17 protein-coding genes and 1 riboswitch are annotated in these 22,339 nt (G+C 66.6%); of the genes, 10 read left to right on the forward strand and 7 right to left on the reverse strand.

All coding sequences use genetic code 11. From position 1 onward, the window contains the following. Window position 1: 1 nt before the first annotated feature. The 3 genes from dapF to ACFPO9_RS12365 are packed head-to-tail and all read right to left on the reverse strand — an operon-like array spanning window position 2 to window position 2,587. Window positions 2-865, reverse strand: coding sequence for a diaminopimelate epimerase (dapF, locus tag ACFPO9_RS12355; RefSeq protein WP_379771137.1), 864 nt, complete (start codon window positions 863-865; stop codon window positions 2-4). Between the two features lie 10 nt (window positions 866-875). Next, window positions 876-1,739: an LpxL/LpxP family acyltransferase gene (locus ACFPO9_RS12360; RefSeq protein WP_379771139.1), complete on the reverse strand. Its 864-nt coding sequence runs from the start codon at window positions 1,737-1,739 to the stop codon at window positions 876-878. Next, a complete protein-coding gene (locus tag ACFPO9_RS12365) occupies window positions 1,736-2,587 on the reverse strand; it encodes a lysophospholipid acyltransferase family protein (RefSeq protein WP_379771142.1) in 852 nt (283 codons plus the stop codon). Before ACFPO9_RS12365 ends, ACFPO9_RS12360 begins: the two co-directional genes overlap by 4 nt. A gap of 182 nt (window positions 2,588-2,769) precedes the next feature. Here ACFPO9_RS12365 and metK point away from each other — a divergent pair, with 182 nt between their 5' ends. The 4 genes from metK to metF all read left to right on the forward strand — a co-directional run bounded on the left by metK (window position 2,770) and on the right by metF (window position 6,880). Beyond that, the gene (metK, locus tag ACFPO9_RS12370; protein WP_379771144.1) at window positions 2,770-3,939 is read left to right on the forward strand and encodes a methionine adenosyltransferase; all 1,170 of its coding nucleotides are present in this window, start codon (window positions 2,770-2,772) and stop codon (window positions 3,937-3,939) included. Between the two features lie 150 nt (window positions 3,940-4,089). Then, a riboswitch (S-adenosyl-L-homocysteine riboswitch) is annotated at window positions 4,090-4,162 on the forward strand. A 28-nt stretch (window positions 4,163-4,190) separates the two neighbouring features. Next, window positions 4,191-5,606 (forward strand): adenosylhomocysteinase, encoded by a 1,416-nt coding sequence (gene ahcY, locus ACFPO9_RS12375; RefSeq protein ID WP_379771147.1) that lies wholly within the window; start codon window positions 4,191-4,193, stop codon window positions 5,604-5,606. Window positions 5,607-5,694: 88 nt separating this feature from the next. Continuing rightward, a complete protein-coding gene (locus tag ACFPO9_RS12380) occupies window positions 5,695-6,048 on the forward strand; it encodes a phage holin family protein (RefSeq protein ID WP_230025029.1) in 354 nt (117 codons plus the stop codon). After that, window positions 6,035-6,880, forward strand: coding sequence for a methylenetetrahydrofolate reductase [NAD(P)H] (gene metF / locus ACFPO9_RS12385; RefSeq protein ID WP_379771150.1), 846 nt, complete (start codon window positions 6,035-6,037; stop codon window positions 6,878-6,880). The genes ACFPO9_RS12380 and metF overlap by 14 nt, the downstream gene beginning before the upstream one ends. 87 nt (window positions 6,881-6,967) lie before the next feature. On the opposite strand, the gene ACFPO9_RS12390 is transcribed toward metF, so the two are convergent. Beyond that, window positions 6,968-7,531: a 5-formyltetrahydrofolate cyclo-ligase gene (locus ACFPO9_RS12390; RefSeq protein ID WP_379771152.1), complete on the reverse strand. Its 564-nt coding sequence runs from the start codon at window positions 7,529-7,531 to the stop codon at window positions 6,968-6,970. A gap of 93 nt (window positions 7,532-7,624) precedes the next feature. Between ACFPO9_RS12390 and ACFPO9_RS12395 the strand changes: the two genes are divergently transcribed. From ACFPO9_RS12395 to ACFPO9_RS12415, 5 genes are all read left to right on the forward strand, one after another. Then, a complete protein-coding gene (locus ACFPO9_RS12395; protein ID WP_379771155.1) occupies window positions 7,625-9,646 on the forward strand; it encodes a lytic transglycosylase domain-containing protein in 2,022 nt (673 codons plus the stop codon). A gap of 23 nt (window positions 9,647-9,669) precedes the next feature. Then, window positions 9,670-10,293, forward strand: coding sequence for an NAD-dependent epimerase/dehydratase family protein (locus ACFPO9_RS12400; protein WP_379771157.1), 624 nt, complete (start codon window positions 9,670-9,672; stop codon window positions 10,291-10,293). A gap of 9 nt (window positions 10,294-10,302) precedes the next feature. Further along, window positions 10,303-11,019, forward strand: a complete 717-nt coding sequence (locus tag ACFPO9_RS12405) for a glutathione S-transferase family protein (protein ID WP_379771159.1) — start codon at window positions 10,303-10,305, stop codon at window positions 11,017-11,019. 5 nt (window positions 11,020-11,024) lie between these two features. Next, window positions 11,025-12,107 (forward strand): multifunctional CCA tRNA nucleotidyl transferase/2'3'-cyclic phosphodiesterase/2'nucleotidase/phosphatase, encoded by a 1,083-nt coding sequence (locus ACFPO9_RS12410; RefSeq protein WP_379771162.1) that lies wholly within the window; start codon window positions 11,025-11,027, stop codon window positions 12,105-12,107. A gap of 85 nt (window positions 12,108-12,192) precedes the next feature. Further along, window positions 12,193-12,855, forward strand: a complete 663-nt coding sequence (locus ACFPO9_RS12415) for a GNAT family N-acetyltransferase (RefSeq protein WP_379771165.1) — start codon at window positions 12,193-12,195, stop codon at window positions 12,853-12,855. 107 nt (window positions 12,856-12,962) lie between these two features. On the opposite strand, the gene ACFPO9_RS12420 is transcribed toward ACFPO9_RS12415, so the two are convergent. After that, the gene (locus ACFPO9_RS12420; protein WP_230025014.1) at window positions 12,963-13,463 is read right to left on the reverse strand and encodes an Lrp/AsnC family transcriptional regulator; all 501 of its coding nucleotides are present in this window, start codon (window positions 13,461-13,463) and stop codon (window positions 12,963-12,965) included. Between the two features lie 212 nt (window positions 13,464-13,675). Between ACFPO9_RS12420 and ACFPO9_RS12425 the strand changes: the two genes are divergently transcribed. Further along, entirely contained in the window at window positions 13,676-17,233 is a 3,558-nt protein-coding gene (locus tag ACFPO9_RS12425; protein WP_379771168.1) for an indolepyruvate ferredoxin oxidoreductase family protein, read from the forward strand. Window positions 17,234-17,351: 118 nt separating this feature from the next. Here ACFPO9_RS12425 and ACFPO9_RS12430 read toward each other — a convergent pair whose 3' ends face one another. Together ACFPO9_RS12430 and ACFPO9_RS12435 are read right to left on the reverse strand one after the other, a co-directional pair. Continuing rightward, window positions 17,352-18,437, reverse strand: coding sequence for an ABC transporter ATP-binding protein (locus ACFPO9_RS12430; protein ID WP_379771171.1), 1,086 nt, complete (start codon window positions 18,435-18,437; stop codon window positions 17,352-17,354). A gap of 13 nt (window positions 18,438-18,450) precedes the next feature. After that, window positions 18,451-22,251: a GH36-type glycosyl hydrolase domain-containing protein gene (locus ACFPO9_RS12435; protein WP_379771173.1), complete on the reverse strand. Its 3,801-nt coding sequence runs from the start codon at window positions 22,249-22,251 to the stop codon at window positions 18,451-18,453. Window positions 22,252-22,339: the final 88 nt, after the last annotated feature.

A 22,339-nucleotide genomic window follows, 5' to 3' on the forward strand; every position in this document is an offset into this window, starting at 1 on the left:
ATTAGATGTTGATCTCGCCTTCGAATACCGTTTCAGCCGGTCCGCTCAGGTAGACCGGCTGGCCTTCGCCCGCCCAGGCGATGCTCAAACGGCCGCCACGCGCTTCGACCGCTACCTTCGCGTCGAGCAGGCCGCGCCGGATGCCGGCCACGACCGCTGCGCAGGCGCCGGTGCCGCAGGCGAGGGTTTCGCCGGCGCCGCGCTCGAACACGCGCAGTTTGACGTGGCGGCGGTCCAGCACCTGCAGGTAGCCGGCGTTGACCCGCTTCGGGAAGCGCGGGTGGTGTTCGATCTGCGGGCCGGTCTCCGCCACCGGGGCGGTGTCGACGTCGTCGACCACCTGCACGGCGTGCGGATTGCCCATCGAGACGGCCGACACCAGCACGGTCTGCTCGGCGCCGCGCGCGCGCACCGTGAGCGGCCACAGGGTGTCGCAGCCCTGCGGCACGCCTTGCAGGCCGTCGCTGTCGAATGGGACCTTCGAAGCTTCCAGCACCGGAGCGCCCATGTCGACGGTCACGCTGCCGTCGTCTTCGAGGCGCGGCGCGATGATGCCGGCCATGGTCTGCACGCGGATGCTGCGCTTGTCGGTCAGGCCCTTGTCGCTGACGAAGCGCACGAAGGCGCGCGAGCCGTTGCCGCACTGTTCGACCTCGCCGCCGTCGTTGTTGAAGATGCGGTAGCGGAAATCGCAGCCTTCTTCGGTGGGGCGCTCGACAATCAGGATCTGGTCGGCGCCGATGCCGAAGCGGCGGTCGGCCAGGCGGCCCCACTGTTCGGGGCTCAGGTCGACCTGCTGGTTGACGGCGTCGATGACGATGAAGTCGTTGCCGGCGCCGTGCATCTTGGTAAATTTCAGTTTCATGTTGTGTTCCTTACTCGTAGAACGACGGCTCGCCGTTTGGCCGGGTTTTAAAACGCTTGTGCGTCCAGAAATACTCGGCCGGGTTTTCGCGCACCCGTTCCTCGATGAATTCGTTCATGCGGCGCGTGGCGGCGATCATGTCGTCGCCAGGGTAGTTTTCCCAGGCCGGATAGAACACCACCCGATAACCCTGGTAGTTGGGCAGGAAGGTGGCGATCACCGGGATCACCTTGGCCCTGGCGGCAGCTGCCAGGCGCGGTAGGGCGGTGAGAGTCGCGGCCGGGATGCCGAAGAAGGGCACGAAGGCCGAATCTTTCTCGCCGAAATCCATGTCCGGCAGCATGAAATAGGGCAGGCCGTCGCGCAGCGCGCGCAGGATCGGCTTGACGCCCTCGTCGCGGGTAAACAGGCGCACCGGGCCGAAGCGTTCGCGGCCGTAGCGCAGCAGGCGGTCGAAGGCCTTGTTCTTCTGCGGCGAATAAATCGAGGACACCGGAATCACGCGCGCGCCGACGCCCGCCACGTCGAGGCAGACGAAGTGCGGGCACAGCAGGATGGTCGGGCCGCTCTCCATCTCGGCCTGGGGCACCGAGGGTTCGATGTGGATCAGCTTGCGCAGGCGCGGGATCGGCGCCCACCACAGCAGCGAGCGCTCCAGGATGCTGCGCGAATAGCCCCGGAAGTGGCGCTTGGCGATGGCGACGCGTTCCGCTTCGCTCAGCTCGGGCATGCACAGGCGCAGGTTGGTCAGGGCGATCTTGCGGCGCTTCGGGATCGCCACATACATCAGGCTGCCGACGGCGTTGCCGATGCGGCCCAGGACAGGCAGCGGCAACCAGTGCAGCAGCCACAACAAGGCAATCAGGATTCTCATGCGACTGCCTCGGTGTCCGGTGCGGCCACGCCCTGCGGGCGCTTGTAGCGGTTATAACTCCAGAAATACTGGGACGGGCAACGTGCGATCAATTGTTCCATGGCGCGGTTGATGCTGGCTGCCTGCTCGGCCGGGGTGCCGGACAGGTCGCCGTCGAAGGGGACGAAGCGGATCACGTAGCCGCGCCCGTGCGGCAGGCGTTCGGCGTAGGTCAGCAGGATGTCGGCCTTCCCGAGCTGGGCCAGCTTGGCAGGCAAGGTCATGGTGTAGGCCTGGCGGCCGAAGAAGGGCGCCCACAGGCCTTCGCCTTCCTGCGGCACCTGGTCCGGCAGCACGCCGACCGGCTGGCCGCCCTTCAGCGCCTTGACCAGCATGCGCACGCCCGACAGGTTGGCCGGGGCCAGGTGCATCTTGAGGCGGGCCCTGGCGCCTTCGACCAGGGGCTTCAGCGCGTTCTTGCGCGGCGGACGATACATGACCGTCAATTCCTGGCGCAGCGAGACTTGTTGAGCAGTCAATTCGAAGCAACCCAGGTGTGGCGTCAGGAACACAATCCCGCGCCCGGTGTCGAGCTGGCGCTGGACCAGCTCCCAGTTTTCCATCGTGACATGCCTGGTAACGCGCTCCTGCGGCGCGCACCACACGAAAGGCAGTTCGACGAGGGCCTTGCCGGATTCGGCGATGGCGGCGCGCCGCAGGGCGCCATAGCCGGCCAGCGCGAGATTGCTGCGCAGGCGCCGGCGATAGGAAGGGGAAATGAGATAAACCAGCCAGCCGAGTGCCGCTCCCAATGCGTGTAGCACAGGGAGGGGGAACCTGGATAAGAGGCGGAACAAGAGAACAAGCATCTATTGATTCAGGGTAGAGGTGATGCGGGTTGCTACACCAAAATTTTTTAAGGAGCGTAAAATACCACTTTGAAGCAGGATCCGCGGAGTTAATGACAACTTGCGAAGCGGAATATAAATATCGCTAAAGCGTCGCAGGCAATGGTACTGCGGCATTTATCTCAACAGTATCAGGAGCCTAGATGTCTTCCAATGACTACCTCTTCACTTCCGAGTCCGTCTCGGAAGGCCACCCGGACAAAGTCGCCGACCAGATTTCCGACGCCATCCTCGACGCCATTCTCGAGCAGGACCCGCGTGCGCGCGTGGCAGCCGAAACCCTTTGCAACACGGGTCTGGTCGTGCTGGCGGGTGAAATCACGACGCACGCCAACGTCGATTATATTCAAGTTGCGCGCAACACCATCAAGCGCATCGGCTACGACAACACCGACTACGGCATCGACTACAAGGGTTGCGCCGTGCTGGTCGCCTACGACAAGCAGTCGCCGGACATCGCCCAGGGCGTCGACGAAGGCGCCGGCCTGGATCTCGACCAGGGCGCCGGCGACCAGGGCCTGATGTTCGGCTACGCCTGCGACGAGACCCCGGAACTGATGCCGGCCGCGATCTACTACGCGCACCGCCTGGTCGAGCGCCAGTCGCAGCTGCGCAAGGATGGCCGCCTGGCCTGGCTGCGCCCGGACGCCAAGTCCCAGGTCACCCTGCGCTACGTCAACGGCCGCCCGGTCGCGGTGGACACCGTGGTCCTGTCGACCCAGCACGCGCCGGAAGTCAGCCACAGCCAGATCGAAGAAGCCGTGATCGAAGAGATCATCAAGCCGGTGCTGCCGAAAGAGTGGCTGCAGGACACCCGCTACCTGGTCAACCCGACCGGCCGCTTCGTCATCGGCGGTCCGCAGGGCGACTGCGGCCTGACCGGCCGCAAGATCATCGTCGACACCTACGGCGGCGCCGCCCCGCACGGCGGCGGCGCGTTCTCGGGCAAGGACCCGTCCAAGGTCGACCGCTCGGCCGCCTACGCCGCCCGCTACGTGGCGAAGAACGTGGTCGCCGCCGGCCTGGCGCGCCAGTGCCAGGTGCAGGTCAGCTACGCGATCGGCGTGGCCAAGCCGATCAACATCACCGTCTATACCGAAGGCACCGGCGTGATCTCCGACGAGAAAATCGCCCAGCTGGTGATGGAACACTTCGACCTGCGCCCGAAAGGCATCGTGCAGATGCTCGACCTGCTGCGCCCGATCTACCAGAAGTCCGCCGCCTACGGCCACTTCGGCCGCGAAGAGCCGGAGTTCAGCTGGGAGCGCACCGACAAGGCGGCGCTGCTGCGCGCCGAAGCCGGACTGGCGTAATCAGGTAGGGTGGGCTCTCCGAGCCCACGGTTGCCGGCATTGCGCGGACGCATGGTGGGCACGCCCGTCCTGAGGCCCCCGGCCTCAGGACCCCACCCGACGGTTCAAGTTTGCCGGCACACTGCTTGTTCTACCCGTGTTAAACTTATGAATTCCGAGGAGCGTTGCGACGAAAGTTCCCACTTTCGCCAGGCTCGGATCATCAACACCGCGCTCACGTTACTTTTTTCTTAACTTGAAAGGAGGGCGTGATGAGCGCCGTACTCAAAAACACTTCCCAGGATTACCTCGTTGCCGACATCGGCCTTGCCTCGTGGGGCGAGAAGGAAATCCGCATTGCCGAAACCGAAATGCCGGGCCTGATGGCGATCCGCGAGGAATACGCCGCCAGCCAGCCGCTGAAGGGCGCGCGCATTGCCGGTTCGCTGCACATGACCATCCAGACCGCCGTGCTGATCCGCACGCTGGAAGCCCTCGGCGCGCAAGTGCGCTGGGCATCGTGCAACATCTACTCGACCCAGGACCACGCCGCCGCCGCCATCGCTTCGGTCGGCACCCCGGTGTTCGCCATCAAGGGCGAAACCCTGGACGAGTACTGGGAATACACCCACCGCATCTTTGAATGGCCGGGTGACAATCACGCCAACATGATCCTGGACGACGGCGGCGACGCCACCCTGCTGCTGCACCTGGGCGTGCGTGCCGAGAAGGATATCTCGGTGCTGGACAAGCCGGGTTCGGAAGAAGAGATCTGCCTGTTCAACGCGATCAAGGGCCGCCTGGCCGTCGATCCGCAGTGGTACTCGAAGCGCCTGCCGGAAATCAAGGGCGTGACCGAAGAGACCACCACCGGCGTGCACCGCCTGTACCAGATGCACCAGGAAGGCAAGCTGGCTTTCCCGGCCATCAACGTCAACGACTCCGTCACCAAGTCGAAGTTCGACAACCTGTACGGCTGCCGCGAATCGCTGGTCGACGGCATCAAGCGTGCGACCGACGTGATGATCGCCGGTAAGATCGCCGTGATCGCCGGCTATGGCGACGTCGGCAAAGGCTCGGCGCAAGCCATGCGCGCGCTGTCGGCCCAGGTCTGGGTCACCGAGATCGACCCGATCTGCGCCCTGCAGGCCGCGATGGAAGGCTACCGCGTCGTGACCATGGACTACGCTGCCGAACACGGCGACATCTTCGTCACCTGCACCGGCAACTACCACGTGATCACCGAAGAGCACATGCTGCGCATGAAGGACCAGGCGATCGTCTGCAACATCGGCCATTTCGACAACGAAATCGAAGTCGCGGCGATCAAGAAATACGAGTGGGAAAACATCAAGCCGCAGGTCGACCACGTGATCTTCCCGGACGGCAAGCGCATCATCCTGCTGGCCGAAGGCCGCCTGGTGAACCTGGGCTGCGGCACCGGTCACCCGTCCTATGTGATGAGCTCCTCGTTCGCGAACCAGACCATCGCCCAGATCGAACTGTTCGCCAACACGGACAAGTACCCGGTCGGCGTCTACACCCTGCCGAAGCACCTGGACGAGAAGGTCGCGCGCCTGCAGCTCAAAAAGCTGAATGCCCAGCTGACCACGCTGACCGAAGAGCAGGCGGCGTACATCTCGGTGAGCCAGGAAGGTCCGTACAAGCCGGCGCACTATCGCTATTAATTAGTAGTCTGGTAAGCTTTCCGTGACTCGGCGCTGCCCCACAAGGGGCGGCGCCCGGACCCCTTACGCCCTCACGAAAGATACCGATATGCGCTTGCTCCTGACCTGGCTGATCAACGCCGCCGCCTTGATGGCGCTGCCCTTCCTGATGCACTCGGTGACCGTCACCAATATCGGCGCCGCCCTCGTGGCCGCGCTGGTCCTGGGGCTGGTCAACACCATCATCCGTCCCGTGCTGGTCGTCCTGACCCTGCCGGTGACGCTGGTGTCGCTCGGGCTGTTCATCCTGGTGATCAACGCGCTGCTGTTCTGGCTGGTGGCGCACCTGGTCGAGGGCTTCCATGTGGCCGGATTCTGGTCGGCCTTCCTGGCGGCCATCCTGTACAGCGTGATTTCGTGGGCGCTTTCTACCTTACTCCTGAACAAAGATGGAAACCCCTAATATCAGCATCGAGTTTTTCCCGCCCAAGACCCCCGAGGGTGCGGAAAAGCTGCGCGTGGCGCGCCAGAAGCTGGCGGAGCTGCAGCCGAAATATTTCTCGGTGACCTTCGGCGCCGGTGGCAGCACCCAGCAGGGTACGCTGGCCACCGTGCTCGAGATCCAGTCGGAAGGCCATCTGGGCGCGCCCCACCTGTCCTGCGTCGGCGGCACCCGCGACTCGGTCCGCGCAATTCTGAACGAGTTCAAGTCGCACAATATCCGCCGCCTGGTCGCCCTGCGCGGCGACTTGCCGAGCGGTTATGGCGGCGCCGGCGAGCTGCGCTATGCCAGCGACCTGGTCGAGTTCATCCGTCTTGAAACCGGCGACTGGTTCCACATCGAGGTCGCGGCCTATCCGGAAATGCATCCGCAGGCGAAGTCGCCGCAGGACGACCTGCAGAACTTCGTACGCAAGGTGCAGGCCGGCGCCAACGCCGCGATCACCCAGTACTTCTATAACCCGGACGCCTATTTCCAGTTCGTCGACAACGTCGCCAGACTGGGCGTGGACGTGCCCGTCGTGGCCGGCATCATGCCGATCACGAACTACACGCAGCTGATGCGTTTCTCGGAGATGTGCGGCGCCGAGATCCCGCGCTGGATCCGCCTGAAACTGGCCAGCTTCGGCGACGACAGCGCTTCCATCAAGGCCTTCGGCCTGGATGTGGTCAGCCAGCTGTGCGAGAAGCTGCTCGCGGGCGGCGCGCCGGGCCTGCATTTCTACAGCATGAACCAGGCGGCGGCCACCACCGCCATCTGGCAGCGCCTGCACGGGACGCAAGCAGCGGCCTGAAGCAGTGCAAACAAAAATGCCCGCACGCCACAAGCCTGCGGGCATTTTTCATGGCCAAGGGATTTGTGATCCGCAGTCACAAATCCGTCATCGAATGTTGCTACGCTCCGTCACGATCGCATCCAGCGCCACATCGTGCGGCCCATGCCCGAACTGCGCTTCCTGGTTGCTGTACGCGATGCCCAGGGTAAGCGGGCGCGGCGCCAGCGCCAGGGTGCGGTCGTAGTAGCCCCCGCCATAGCCCAGCCGGAAATTCTCCGCGTTAAAACCCAGGCAGGGAATCAAGAGGGCAGGGGGCCGCTCGATGAAGCGCAGGGTGGCCGGCACCGCCACGCCCATCTCGTCGGCCAGCATGGGCTCGTCCAGCTGCCATTCCGTGAAGGCAAGCGGGGCGTCGCGCTCCATCACCACCGGCAGCGCCAGGCGCACGCCGGCCAGGGCCAGCTCGGCGTAGGCGGCGCGCAGGTCGGGTTCGCCGGCCAGCGGCCAGTAGACGCCGACGGTGTCCATCTGGCGCAGGCGCCACCAGGTCAGGACCTGGGCGCCGATATGGGCATCCCATTGGACCTTGATTGCTGGATCGAGCGCCCCACGTGTCGTTCTGAGCGCCTTGCGCAGCGCCGCCTTTGCCGTGTGGCTATCCCCCGTCACGCTTGAGTTCGTGTCTGGCAGGCCCGAGAGGGGGCGTGGTATTCTTGAATTGCCGGTCATGGATGAAATGAAACGTACATTGAGGTTGGTTTGATGTTTCCGTTGAAATTGTTAGCCGGCGCAAGTATTGCTGCCTCTACCCTGTTGCCCTTCGTGTCTGCGCTGGCCCAGGCGGCCCCGCCGCCTGCAGCGCCTGCAAGCTTGCCTGCAAGCGCGGCGGTGACGGCGCCTGCGGCGGCAATGCCGCAAGCCGTCACCGACGCTGCCCGCGAGCAAGATGCGCTCTTCCTGCAGCTGCGCGAAGCCGCGCGCCAGAACGACGCCGCCAAGGCGGCCGAGCTGGCGGGGCGCCTGCCCGGCTACGCAATCCCCTCGTATGTCGACTATTATCGTCTCAAACCACGGCTGAAGGACGCGACGAACGACGAAGTGCTGGATTTCCTGAAGCGCTACGAGGGCAGCGCGATCGCCGACCGCCTGCGCAACGACTGGCTGCTGGAACTCGGCCGCAAGCGCGACTGGGTCGGTTTCGACCGCGAGCTGCCCTTGTTCGTCAAGAACGACGACTACCAGGTCCGCTGCTACGCCCTGCTGTCGCGCGCCGTGAAGGGGCAGAACGTCGCTTCGGAAGCCCGCGCCCTGCTCGACAATCCGCCGATGTACGGCGAAGCCTGCGCCGCCCTGGTCGGCCAGCTGGCCCAGTCCGCCCAGTTCACGAAGGAAGACCTGCTGGCCCAGCTGCGCCTGGCCGGCGAGATGCATGCCACCGGCCCCTCGCGCCGCACCGCCATCCTGCTGGGCGCCTCCGATACCCGCGCCGCCCAGGCGGTCGACTTCCCGGCGCTGGCGATGGCGCGCGGCATCGGCAGCTCGCGCGCCGAGCACGAGATCTACCTGGTCGCGGTCGGCCGCATGGCGCGGACCAGCCTGAAGCTGGCCACCGTCGCCCTGAACAAGAACGCGTCCAAGCTGTCCGCCGAGGAAAAGGCGATCGGCTGGTCGAATATTGCCCTGGCGGCCTCGCTGGTGCTGGCGCCGGATGCCTACGACGACTGGCAGCGCGCCGCCGGCGCTCCGCTGTCCGAGTCCCAGGCCGAGTGGAAGACCCGGATCGCGCTGCGCCGCGGCGACTGGAAGATGGTGCGCGCCACCATCGAAGCCATGCCGGCCGACCTGCGCGCGCAACCGGCCTGGACTTACTGGCTGGGCCGCGCCGATGCGGCGCAAGGCAAGAAAGAGGATGCGCAAGCCTTGTTCCGCCGCATCGCCGACCAGAACAACTTCTACGGCCAGCTGGCGCTGGAAGAAGTCGGCCAGCAGATCACGATCCCGCCCAGCGCATCGCCGCCCACCGCGGCCGAGCTGGCGCAGATGGCCGCCAATCCGGGTTTCAAGCGTGCCCTGAAATTCTTCAGCCTGCGCCTGCGCTTCGAAGGCACGCGCGAGTGGAACTGGACCCTGCGCGACTTTACCGACCGCCAGTTGCTGGTGGCGGCCGAGTATGCGCGCCAGAACGAGATCCTGGACCGCATGGTCAACACCTCGGAGCGCACCCGCACCGAATTCGACTACACCCAGCGCTTCCCGGCCCCGCACAACGACATCCTGCACCCGGCCGCGCAGGGGCTGGGCCTGGACCAGGCCTGGGTGTACGGCCTGATCCGCCAGGAATCGCGCTTCATCTCCGACGCCCAGTCCGGCGTCGGCGCCTCCGGCCTGATGCAGGTGATGCCCTCGACCGCCAAGTGGGTGGCAGGCAAGATCGGCATGGACGATTACGGCCATGGCATGCTGAGCGATATCCGCACCAACATCCTGCTCGGCACCAACTACCTGAACATGGTGCTGAACAATGCCGAGGGCTCGCAGGTGCTGGCCACCGCGTCCTACAACGCCGGCCCCGGCCGCACCCGCACCTGGCGCGGACTGCTGAACGCGCCGATGGAAGGCGCGGTCTTCGTCGAGACCATTCCTTTCGAGGAAACGCGCAACTACGTGCGCAATGTGATGTCGAACGCAACGAACTACGCCGCACTGTTCGAGAGGCGTCCACAGTCGCTCAAGGCCCGCCTGGGGACGATCGCGCCGCGCGGCAGCACGATTGGACTGCCATGACCGGCCTGCCCTAGGAGGCTTCCATGTGCCTGCTGTCGGTAGTGTTGTTCGGAGGAACAGGATTTATCGGCAGCCACATTGCGGCGCGCCTCAGCGAGCGCAACGTCGGCATCGTCGCGGTCACGCGCCACGAGGCGCACGCCATGCACCTGATGCCGCTGGGCGTGGACATCGTCCAGGCCGACCTCCACGACGATGCCGCCCTGCGGCGCCTGGTGGCGGGCAAGGATGCCGTCATCAACCTGGCCGGCATCCTGCATTCGCGCCGCGGCACGCCCTACGGGCCGCAATTCCGCCACGTCCACGTCGAGCTGCCGCGCCGCATCGCCGCCGCCTGCGCGGCCGGCAGGGTGCCGCGCCTGCATCCGCGCCCCGTTATCGCCTTGCCCGATGCGCTGGCGCGGCTGCAGGCGATGTTCTTCGAATGCCTGCCCGGCACGCCGCTGATCACCCGCGACAACCTGGATTCCATGAAGGTCGATAATGTCGTCACGCCGTCCAAACAGGTCTTGACAGCGGAGGCGCTCGATATCAAGCTCACGGCGCTCGAGTCCGTCGCGCCGGGCTGGCTGGCGCCGACCGCGCGGCTCGACGAGCTGCGCTCGCGGGCGCGCCATGCGCATGCGGAACATCCCCATCCGAAATAGAAAGAGACCATGCAGACAATCGAACTCGACCCGACGCTTTCGCAAACCCTCGATCAGGCGCGCCAGGCGGGCCTGACCCTCGTCATCGGCAACAAGAACTATTCGTCGTGGTCGATGCGCCCATGGGTGGCGGCGGTGGCGTGCGGGATTCCGTTCACCGAAGTCCGCGTGCTGCTCGACCAGCCCGATACCGCCGCCAACATCGCGCGCTTTTCGCACGCCGGCCGCGTGCCCGTGCTGCTGGCCGGGGAGATGACGATCTGGGACAGCCTCGCCATCTGCGAATACCTGGCCGAGCAATTCCCCGATAAACACCTGTGGCCGCAGGACGTGGCGGCGCGCGCGCTGGCGCGTTCGGTGGTCGCCGAGATGCATTCCGGCTTCGTCGACCTGCGTACCGCGATGACGATGAACATCAAGGCGAGATTACCGGGCCGCGGCCGCACGCCAGGCGCCCAGGCCGACATCGGCCGCATCTGCGAGATCTGGGAGGAGTGCCTGTCGCGCTTCGGCCACCACCGCTTCCTGTTCGGCGATTTTTCGATTGCCGACGCCTTTTACGCGCCGGTCGTCATGCGCTTCAAAACCTATGGCGTGGCGCTGGCGCCGGCCCTGCAAGCCTATTGCGACCGCATGCTGGCCCACCCGGCCGTGGCGCGCTGGGTCGAGGACGCGATGCGCGAGACGGAAATCGCCGGCGCCCACGAAGACGAGCTGCCGGAGTAAGCACGATGCAGGCTTATGTCGTCGGCGGCGCCGTGCGCGATGAATTGCTGGGGCTGCCGGTGCAGGACCACGACTGGGTCGTGGTCGGCGCCACGCCCGAGCAGATGCTGGCCAGGGGCTTTCGTCCCGTCGGCAAGGATTTCCCGGTCTTCCTGCACCCCCAGACGCACGAGGAATACGCGCTGGCGCGCACCGAGCGCAAGACGGCGCCGGGCTACCACGGCTTCGTGTTCCACACCGACCCCGGCGTGAAGCTGGAAGACGACCTGATCCGTCGCGATCTCACCATCAACGCGATGGCGCGCGCCGAGGACGGCAGCATCGTCGACCCCTACGGCGGGCGGCAGGATCTGCATGACCGTATTTTCCGCCACGTTTCGGAGGCCTTCGCCGAAGATCCGGTGCGCATCCTGCGCCTGGCCCGCTTTGCCGCGCGCTTCCCGGACTTCCGCGTGGCCGGTTCCACGAATGCCTTGATGCGCAAGATGGTCGAGGAGGGCGAGGTGGACGCCCTGGTGGCCGAGCGGGTCTGGCAGGAGTTGTCGCGCGGGCTGATGGAGCAAACGCCCTCACGCATGTTTGCCGTGTTGCAGGACTGCGGGGCGCTGGCGCGCATCCTCCCGGAGCTCGAGGCCGATGCCGCCCTGATGCAGGTGATCGACGATGCCGCCGGCCGCGGCGCCGGGCTGCCGGTGCGCTTTGCCGTCCTGATGCATGCGCTGGCCCAGGGCGCGATCACGGCACTCGCCAAACGCCTGCGCGTCCCGATCGACTGCCGCGACCTGGCCGTCATGACGGCGCGCGAGCTTGGCGTCGTCAAACGCACCCCGGCGCTCGATGCGGAAGCCATCGTCACCCTGTTCGAACGCAGCGACGCCTTCCGCAAGCCGGAGCGTTTTGCGCAGATGCTGGAGGCTGCCGAGTGCGCGTCGCCCGGCCATGAAACGCACGCGCCACGCCTGTTGAGGGCGCTCGACGCCGCGCGAAGCGTGAATGCGGGGGAGATTGCCGGGCGCTTTGTGGAGAACAAGGCGGGGATTCCGGCAGCGGTGCACGCGGCGCGGGTGGCGGCGGTGGCGAGCTGCTGAACGTCATTCCCGCCTGCGCGGGAATGACGGGTAAGAATCCGCTACAATGTCGGCATTGTTGCAGTGCACAAAATCAATTGACCCCATGCAGGACAAGCCCCTACGCCGCTGGCTGAACAACCTGATCGGCAAACACGGCCGCCAGCCGGTACTCGTCAAAGCCCTGAGCGAGCGCGATCGCCGGCGCGTGCTGCGGCATTTCATGGCGCTCGACAGCAGCGACCGCCTGCTGCGCTTCGGCACCCAGCTGCCCGACGAGCAGGTCGGCAAGTACGTCGGCAAGCTCGATTTTGCGAACGATATCGTGTTCGGGGTCTACAACCGCCTGTTCCAGCTGGTCGGTGTCGGCCATCTCGCCTTCACCTCGAAGGAAGCGCACCCGGACAGCATCCATTACACGGACAAGGAAAAAGTGGCCGAGTTCGGCGTCTCGGTGTCGGCATCGGCGCGTGGGCTGGGTGTGGGTACGCGGCTGTTCGAGCGCGCCGCCATCCACTGCCGCAATGTGGATGTCGACACCCTGTACATGCAGTGCCTGTCCTCGAACCGCACCATGATGCACATCGCCAAGAAGGCCGGCATGGAGATCCACCGCGAATACGGCGAAGCCGACGCCCACCTGCACCTGCCGCCGCCCAGCCCCTCGAGCGTGCTGGCCGAGGCGCTGGAAGAGCAGGTCGCCAAGTTCGACTACGCGGTCAAGCGAAACACGCGTGCGGCCTTGAAATGGTTGGCGCCTAAAAAATAGGCATTTTAGAACGGCTAACAAACCCTTAGGGCAAGGCGCATCGTCGAAGACAGTACGTTAGTACGGCGAGACGAGGCAACGCCGCCATAAGGGATTTGTTAGTCGTTCTAGACGATCGGCAGCGCCGTCGTCTCCTTGATCTTCTGCAGGGCAAAACTGGACTTCACGTCCAGCACCGCCGGATGCCGCAGCAGCGTCCCCATCATGAAACGCGAGAAATGGTCCATGTCTTCGACGTGGACGCGCAGCAGGAAATCCATCTCCCCCGTCATCGCATAGCAATCGACGACTTCCGGCCAGGCCGACACCGCCTGGGCGAATTCGAAGCGCGGCGAGGTGGCCGGCACGCGCGCGTTCGGCGCGCCTTCCGCATGCTTTTCCAGGCGTACATTTACATAGGCCAACAGGCCCAGGCCCAGCTTGTCGGCGTCGAGCAGCGCCACGTATTGGCGGATCACCCCGGCTTCCTCGAGCCGCTTGATGCGGCGCAGGCAGGGCGATGGCGACAGGTTGACCTTCTCGGCCACGTCCTGGTTGGACAGGCGTCCATCGGCCTGCAGGATGGCCAGGATCTTCCGGTCGGTTTTATCCAGCTCGATTTTTGACATGCCTACCCTCGTCCTCAGATATATCCCGCAATTTTATTGCGCAAATCGTTGGAGCGGGGGAATCCTTTGAAATTTTATGGCGGGGGCTCGCGCATATACTGGCGGCAGAACGTAGGGTGGGCTCTCCGAGCCCACGCAAAGCGTCGGCGCAACGCAAACCTTGTACGTGGGCACCGGGTGCCCACCCTACCAAAGACAATACTGGAGACACAATGAACGCACCCCTGGACCGCAGCCAGCTGGAGCCGGCACAGCCGTCGCACGACATCACCCTCGACGACAAATGGACGCTGCAGCGTGGCCGCGCCTTCATGACCGGCACCCAGGCCCTGATCCGCCTGCCGATGCTGCAGCACGAGCGCGACGTCGCTGCCGGCCTGAACACCGCCGGCTACATCACCGGCTACCGCGGCTCGCCCGTCACCGCCGTCGACCAGACCGCCATGAAGGCGAAAAAGCACCTGCAGGCGCACAATGTTCACTTCCATCCGGGCATGAACGAAGACCTGGCCGCCACTGCCGTCTGGGGCACCCAGCAGACCAATCTGTTCGAAAACGCCAAGTACGACGGCGTGTTCGCCATGTGGTACGGCAAGGGCCCGGGCGTGGACCGCTGCGGCGATGTGTTCAAACACGGCAACAACGCCGGCTCTTCCAGGCACGGCGGCGTGCTGGTGCTGGCCGGTGACGACCACGCGGCCAAATCTTCTTCGACGGCGCACCAGTCCGACCACATCCTGCACCATGTCGGCATGCCGGTGCTGTTCCCCTCGTCGGTCCAGGAATACATCGACTACGGCCTGCACGCCTGGGCGATGAGCCGCTACAGCGGCCTGTGGGTGTCGATGAAATGCGTCACCGACATCATCGAATCCGGCGCCGTGGTCGACCTCGACCCGGACCGCGTCCAGCCCGTCATCCCGACCGACTTCGACATGCCGCCGGGCGGCCTGAACATCCGCTGGCCGGACGCCGTGCTGGACCAGGAAGTGCGGATGAACAATTTCAAGTGGTACGCGGCCCTGGCCTATGCGCGCGCCAACAAGCTGAACAACATCATCTGGGACAGCCCGAAGCCGAAGATCGGCATCATCACCGCGGGTAAAAGCTACCTGGACACCCGCCAGGCCCTGGCCGACCTCGGCATCGACGAACAGGCGGCCGCCGACATCGGCCTGCGCGTGTACAAGGTCGGCATGACCTGGCCATTGGACTCGATTGGCGTGCACGAGTTCGCGCAAGGCCTGGACGAGATCATCGTCGTCGAAGAGAAGCGCCAGGTGCTGGAATACGCGCTGAAGGAAGCGCTGTACAACCTGCCGGACGGCGAGCGTCCGCGCGTGGTCGGCAAGTTCGACGACCGCGGCGAATGGAGCATCGAGACGCGCAACGGCCAGGGCGACTGGCTGCTTCCCGGCACCTATGAGCTGAACCCGGCCCAGATCGCGCGCGCCATCGCTTCGCGCATCGGGCACTACTGCGCCGGCCATCCGGTCGCGCAGCGCGTGCGGGAACGCATCGCCTACCTGGAAGCCAAGGAAGCCGTGCTGAAGGCGATCCCGGTGAAAGCCAATCCGGAAACCGACCGCATTCCCTTCTTCTGCTCCGGCTGCCCGCACAACAGCTCGACCAAGGTGCCGGACGGTTCGCGCGCCCTGGCCGGCATCGGCTGCCACTACATGGTGCTGTGGATGGACCGCGAAACCACGACCTTCACCCAGATGGGGGCGGAGGGCACGACCTGGATCGGCCAGGCCCCGTTCACCGATGAAAAGCACGTGTTCGCCAACCTCGGCGACGGCACCTATTTCCACTCGGGCGTGCTGGCGATCCGCGCCTCGGTCGCGGCCAAGGTCAACATCACCTACAAGATTCTCTACAACGATGCGGTCGCGATGACCGGCGGCCAGACCCACGACGGTCCGCTGGACCCGGCCAAGATCAGCCGCCAGCTGGCTGCGGAAGGCGTCACGCCCATCATCGTCGTCACCGACGAGCCGGAAAAATACCCGGACGATTATCCCTGGGCCGAAGGCGTCACCGTGCGCCACCGCGCGGAACTGATGGACGTGCAGAAGGAATTGCGCGAACTGCCGGGCGTGTCGGCCATGATCTACGACCAGACCTGCGCATCCGAAAAGCGCCGCCGCCGCAAGAAGGGCGAGTTCCCCGACCCGGCCAAGCGCGCCGTGATCAACGAAGCCGTCTGCGAAGGCTGCGGCGACTGCTCGAAGCAGTCGAACTGCCTGTCGGTCGAACCGCTGGAGACGGAACTGGGCCGCAAGCGCCAGATCAACCAGTCCTCGTGCAACAAGGATTTCTCCTGCGTGACCGGGTTCTGCCCGAGTTTTGTTACCGTCGAAGGCGGCGGCCTCAAAAAGCCCAAGAAGGCGGCTTCGTCCGAGGCCACGCCGCCGGTCCTGCCTGCGCCGCCGATTCCGGCAACGCTTGAACCCTTCGGCATCCTGGTGACCGGCATCGGCGGCACCGGCGTGGTGACCGTCGGCCAGATCCTGGCTGTCGCCGCCCACGTGGAAGGCAAGGGCGCGCTGGTGCTGGACATGAGCGGCCTGGCCCAGAAGGGCGGCCCGGTGATGTCGCACGTGCGCCTGGCGGATAAACAGGCCGACCTGCACTCGACCCGCGTCGGCACCGGCAGCGCCGACCTGGTGATCGGCTGCGACCAGATCGTCACCGCCAGCCGCGACGCCCTGTCGCGCATGGGCGAAGGCCGCACCCGCGCCTTCGTCAACAACAGCGGCGCGACGACTGCCGCCTTCATCAAGAACCCGGACTGGCAGTTCCCGGCTGAAGGCTCGAAGGGCGCGATCGTGCAGGCCTGCGGCGCGGACAATGTCGATTTCGTCGACGCCGGCCAGATCGCCACCGCGCTGATGGGCGACGCCATCGCCACCAATATGTTCATGCTCGGCTACGCTTTCCAGAAAGGGCAGGTGCCGCTGCAGGAAGCCTCGATCATGAAGGCGATCGAACTGAATGGCGTGGCTATCCCGTTCAACAAGGCCGCCTTCAACTGGGGCCGCACCGCCGCCCACGACCTGGGCTCGGTGACGAAGCTGACCACCCCGGCCAAGGTGATCGAGTTCAAGCGCACCCAGACCCTGGACGAGCTGGTCAAGCGCCGCGTCGAGCTGCTGACCGCTTACCAGAACGTGGCCTATGCGCAGCAGTACAAGGCCTTCGTGGACCAGGTCCGCGCCGCCGAGGAAAAACTCGGCAAGGGCACCCGCATGACGGAAGCCGTGGCGCGCTACCTGCACAAGCTGATGGCCTACAAGGACGAGTACGAAGTCGCGCGCCTGTACACCGACCCGGCGTTCATGCAGAAGATCGACGGCATGTTCGAAGGCGACGTCAAACTGAAATTCCACCTGGCGCCGCCGCTGCTGGCCAAGAAGGACAAGGATGGCCACCTGGTCAAGCAGGAATTCGGTCCGTGGATGATGAAGGCCTTCGGCGTGCTGGCCAAATTGAAAGGCCTGCGCGGCACGGCGCTCGACGTGTTCGGCTATACCGAGGAGCGCAAGATGGAGCGTGCGCTGATCGGTGAATATCGCCGCACTGTGGAAGCGCTACTGCCGAAGCTGAGCAGCGAGAATCTGGCGCAGGCGGTGGCGATTGCGAGTATCCCGGAAGAGATTCGCGGGTATGGGCATGTGAAAGAGCGTCACCTGGCGGCGGCGAAGCGGAAGGAGGCTGAGTTGGTGGCGGCTTTCCATACGGGTGGTGTCGTGTCTCGCGCTGCCTGATCGACTTAGCGCACCACCGCACTAAAAACCGTCATTCCCGCGAAGGCGGGAATCCAAGTTTGGATGAGCAGTCGTAACGCAAACAAAACTTGGGTCCCCGCCTTCGCGGGGACGACGGTCAGGCGGGTTTCAAGCGCTGCCCATCCTCCCCAAACACGTGAATGCGCCCCGGCACCGCGCCCAGCGCCAGTACCTGCCCCGCGCTCCACGTCATCTCCGGATCGGCCCGCATGATCACCTGCTCCCCGCTCCCGGCCACCGTCGCATACAGATAAGCCCCATCCCCCAGGTGCTCGACCGCGAACACCGTGGCCGGAATGCCGCCCGCAGTATCGGCCAATAAATGCTCCGGCCTGATCCCGACCGTCACCTTCTGCCCGCGCGCCGGCGCCGACGCCAGGACCACCTGCAGCAAAGCCCGCCCGCCGGCCAGCGCGATCGCCGCCTGCCGGCCGTCGCTGTCGCGCACTTCGCCGCTCAAGAAATTCATGGCCGGGGCGCCCAGGAAGCCCGCCACGAACAGGTTGTCCGGCTCGTGATACAGCTGCAGCGGCGGGCCGACCTGTTCGATGCGGCCGCCGTTGAAGACCACGATGCGGTCGGCCAGGGTCATCGCCTCGACCTGGTCGTGGGTCACGTAGATCATGGTGGTGGCCAGGTCGCGGTGCAGCCTGGCCAGCTCGATGCGCATCTGCACCCGCAACGCGGCGTCCAGGTTCGACAGCGGTTCGTCGAACAGGAAGACCGAGGGCTGGCGCACGATCGCGCGGCCGATCGCCACGCGCTGGCGCTGGCCGCCGGACAGCTCCTTCGGGCGGCGCCCCAGCAGCGGCTCGATGCGCAGCGCCTGCGCCGCCTTCATGACGGCGGCGTCGATGTCCGCCTGCGGACGGTTCGCGAGGGTCAGCGCGAAGGCCATGTTCTCGCGCACCGTCATGTGCGGATACAGGGCATAGCTCTGGAACACCATCGCCAGGCCGCGCTCGGCCGGCGGCACGCCGTTCATGCGCCGCCCGCCGATGTGGATGTCGCCGCTGTCGACCTCGTCGAGGCCGCAGATCGCGCGCAGCAGCGTCGACTTGCCGCAGCCGGAGGGGCCGACGAAGACGATGAATTCGCCGTCCTCGATCGCGAGATCGATCCCGTGCAGGATCGTGTTGGCGCCGAAGGATTTGCGGACGCCTGCCAGGTCGAGGTTCGCCATCTGCGCCGGCCTCTCAGCGCAGGACGATCTCGACGCGGTGGCGACCGCGGTCGGTGCGCAGCGGCACCAGGGCCGCGCCATCCTGCAGCGGCACGGCCTGGCCGTCCAGCGTGGCCGAGGACAGCGCCGCGTCGCCGCCGACGCTGCTGTTAATCGGCGCGTTGACCACGCTGATCTCGTAGACCGTGGCGCCGTCCGGCAGGCGGTAGCAGATCGTGAAGCCGGGCCAGGACGACGGGATCACCGGCTTCATGCGGAGCGTGTCGCCGCCCTGCAGGGTGAAGCCGAGCACCGATTCCAGCGCCACGCGGTACATCCAGCCGGCCGAGCCGGTGTACCAGGTCCAGCCGCCGCGGCCCACGTGCGGGTCGGCGCCGTAGATGTCGGCGGCGATCACGTAAGGCTCGACCTGGTAGACGGCCACGTCTTCCGGCGTGGACGAGTGGCTCACGGGGCTGAGCATTTCCAGCACCTTGGCCGCGCGTTCATTGCGCCCGGCCTCGGCCAGCGCACGCACCGCCCAGCAGGCCGCGTGGGTGTACTGGCCGCCGTTCTCGCGCACGCCCGCCACGTAGCCCTTGATGTAGCCCGGGTCCTGCGGGGTGTCCTGGAACGGCGGGGTCAACAGACGCAGCAGCTTGTCCTCATCCGAGACCAGGTGCTGCTCCATCGCGTCCAGCGCCTGCGCCGCGCGGTCCGCCGGGGCGGCGCCCGAGATCACCGACCAGGCCTGGGCCAGGGCGTCGATCTTGCACTCGTCGCTGTCGCGCGAGCCCATCACCACGCCGTTGTCGTAATAGGCGCGGCGGTACCACTCGCCATCCCAGCCGGCGCCGTTCAAGGCCTGCACCAGCTGGTCGCGGTAGGCGCCGTAGCGGGCAATGCGGGCGCTGTCGCCGCGCTTTTCGCACATCGGCAGGAAGTCGTCGATGATCCGCACCAGGAAGAAGCCCATCCACACGCTCTCGCCGCGGCCTTCGCGGCCGACGCGGTTCATGCCGTCGTTCCAGTCGCCGGTGCCCATCAGCGGCAGGCCGTGCGCGCCGCTGGTGAGCGAGCGGTCGAGCGCGCGGCAGCAGTGCCCGTAGACGTCGGCCGAGACGCCGGCCTGTTCCGGCTGGAGGAAGACCTCGTCCTCGCCGTCTTCCAGCAGCGGCGCCGTCAGGAAGCCCTCGACTTCGTCCAGCACGCTCCAGTCGCCGGTGCTGTTGATGTAGAAGGCGGTGATATAGGGTAGCCACAACAAATCGTCGGCAAAGCGCGTGCGCAGGCCCTTTTCCAGCGGCGCCGGGTGCCACCAGTGCAGCACGTCGCCTTCGACGAACTGGTGGGCGGCGTGCAGGCGGATCTGGCGCCGGGTCAGCTGCGGCATCGTGTAGACCATGCCGCTCGAATCCTGCAGCTGGTCGCGGTAGCCGTAGGCGCCGCCGGACTGGTAGAAGGCCGAGCGGCCCCAGATGCGGCAGGACAGGTTCTGGTAGACCAGCCAGCCGCCCATCATCAGGTCGAGCGCCGGCAGCGGGGTCGAGACCTCCACCGCGCCGGTGGCGCGGCGCCAGAATTCGCGGGTCTCGTTCAGCGCGGCCTCGATGCTGCCGGCTTCCCGGTAGCGCCGCGCCAGCGCCAGCGCGGCCTCGCGCTGGGTGGTCTCGCCCAGCAGCACCGCGCATTCGACGCTGGCGCCGGGCGCAATCGTGAGGCGGGCCTGGAAGGCCGCGCACGGATCGAGGCCGGCGCCGCAGCGGCCGTCCAGCGCGGGCCGGGTGAGCGCCGCCGGCGCCGCCGCGCTGCCGTGGGCGCCGAGGAAGGCGGCGCGGTCGGCGCTGAAGGAGGTCTGGTCCGCCTGCGGCGCAAGCAGGGTCGCGAAGGTGACGCCGTCGGCGAAGGGACCGGCCATGCGGTTGGTGGCGAGCAGCACGCCGTCCTCGCATTCGGTGACGACGTGGCGGCCGCTGTCGGCCGGAGTGCCGCCCAGGACCAGCTGCTGGTAGGAGAACAGGGAAACGGTGCGCGCCTGCTGGCCGCGGTTGTGCAGGCGGATGCGCACGATCTTGAGCGGGTCGTTGCGCGGCACGAACACCGTGCTTTCCTGTTCCAGGCCATGGCTGGCATGGCGGAAGGTGGTGTAGCCGAAGCCGTGGGCGGCTTCGTAGTCGGCGCCGGCCGGCATCGGGCCGGGCAGCGGCGACCAGCAGGCGCCGCCGTCTTCGTCGCGCAGGTACAGCGCTTCGCCGTGCGGGTCGCAGACCGGATCGTTGAACCAGGGCGTGAGCCGGTGTTCGCGGCTGTTGCGGCTCCAGGTGTAGCCGGCGCCGGTTTCGCTGACGATCACGCCGACCTGCTCGTTGGCGATCACATTGGTCCAGGGCAGGGGCGGGCGCACCAGCTGCTTGCCGTCCCAGTCGAGGCGCACGATGTATTCCTTGCCGTCCTTCGAGAAGCCGCCGTTGCCGTTGAAGAAGCGCAGGGCCTCGCGTTCGGCGCGCGCACCGGCGCCGCCGTGCGGGCGGGCGAGCGGCGCCGGTACAGCAGCTGCCGTGAAGCGCGGCAGGCCGCCGGACAGCACCGCGCGCGCCAGGCAGTCGATGCGGTCGAGGTCCGCGCGCGGCACGCGGCCCGGGTCGAGCAGGGTGACGTAGCCGCCATCCTCGATGTCGCCGGCCCAGTCCTCGCAGGCGCCGATCACGGCCAGGTGCAGCGGCAGGGACCGCGCCTGCCACCAGCGCGCCGCCGCCAGCAGCGCCGTCACGGTGGCGTCGCCGGCGCCGTTGGCGTAGACCACGCACAGTGCGTGCGCGGCAGGCAGGCGGTAGCCGGACAAGACCGCCGCGCCGCCGTTCACGCGGCGCTGGATCACGTCGGGCGCGCGCAGCGCCGGTTCGCCGTACAGCAGGGCGGCGCCCAGCTCCTCGGCGGCCCTGGCCTGCTGCGCGTCCACGCCGGCCTCCTGCATCAGCTGGCGGCGGCGCGCCGCTGCCGCCCGGGCCACGCCGGTGGTTTCGCCGGCGCGGCCGGCCAGGGCCAGGGCGCCGGCGCGGTCCGGCGCCACGCCCAATACATAGTGCAGCTGCGCGCCGGCGCCGGCATCGAGCATGACGCTGCGGCGCAGGGCGAAGGCCGGGTCCAGCACATTGCCGGCGGTGCCGGACAGCGCGGCGCTGCCAGTCAAGGCCACTGGCGCGGCCAGGCTGCCGCCGCGGCCGATGAAGCGCTTGCGGTCGGTCTCGAACTGCAGATCCACGCCGCCCTGCACCGCCTGCACCAGCCACAGCGCGGCCGTTTCGTCGGCGCCGCGCGGACGGCGGCGCGCCAGCAGGGCGCCGCTGGCGGCATCCATCTCGGTCTGCACGAACAGCTTGGAGAAGGCCGGGTGCGAGGCTTCGGCGGCGCGCGCATTCAGCACGACTTCCAGATAACTCGTGACTTCGATGCGGCGGGCGCCGGCGCCGAGGTTGCGCAGCGCGAGCGTGCGCAGTTCGCAGTCGGCGGCGGGGTCCACCGCGATCTCCAGCCTGGCCTCGATGCCGTTGCGGGTGCAGGCGATCCAGGCCAGGCCGTCGTCGGAACCATGCGCGAACGCGGTGCCGGACAGCGCCAGCGGGCGCATGCCGACCGACCAGAATTCGCCGCTGTCGAGGTCGCGCAAATAGATGAAGCTGCCGTCCGCGTCTTCCACCGGGTCGCCCTGCCAGCGGCTGAGGGCAGTGCCCGCGAACTCGGCGTAGCCGGTGCCGGCAGGCGTGACGAGAGTGGTGAAGCGGCCGTTGGACAGCAGGCTGGCGCCGGCGGCGGGGCTGGAGATCGTCGAAGTCATGGGTAGAAGATGTAAATTGTAAACGGTTACATCCGCTCCATTCTACACAGATTCCTTGCCTTTCCAACAGCTTTGCGTGCTGCGCCGC

It is taken from the genome of Massilia aerilata, from assembly GCF_042656905.1.
In the GTDB taxonomy this organism is placed as follows: Bacteria; Pseudomonadota; Gammaproteobacteria; order Burkholderiales; family Burkholderiaceae_D; genus Telluria; species Telluria aerilata.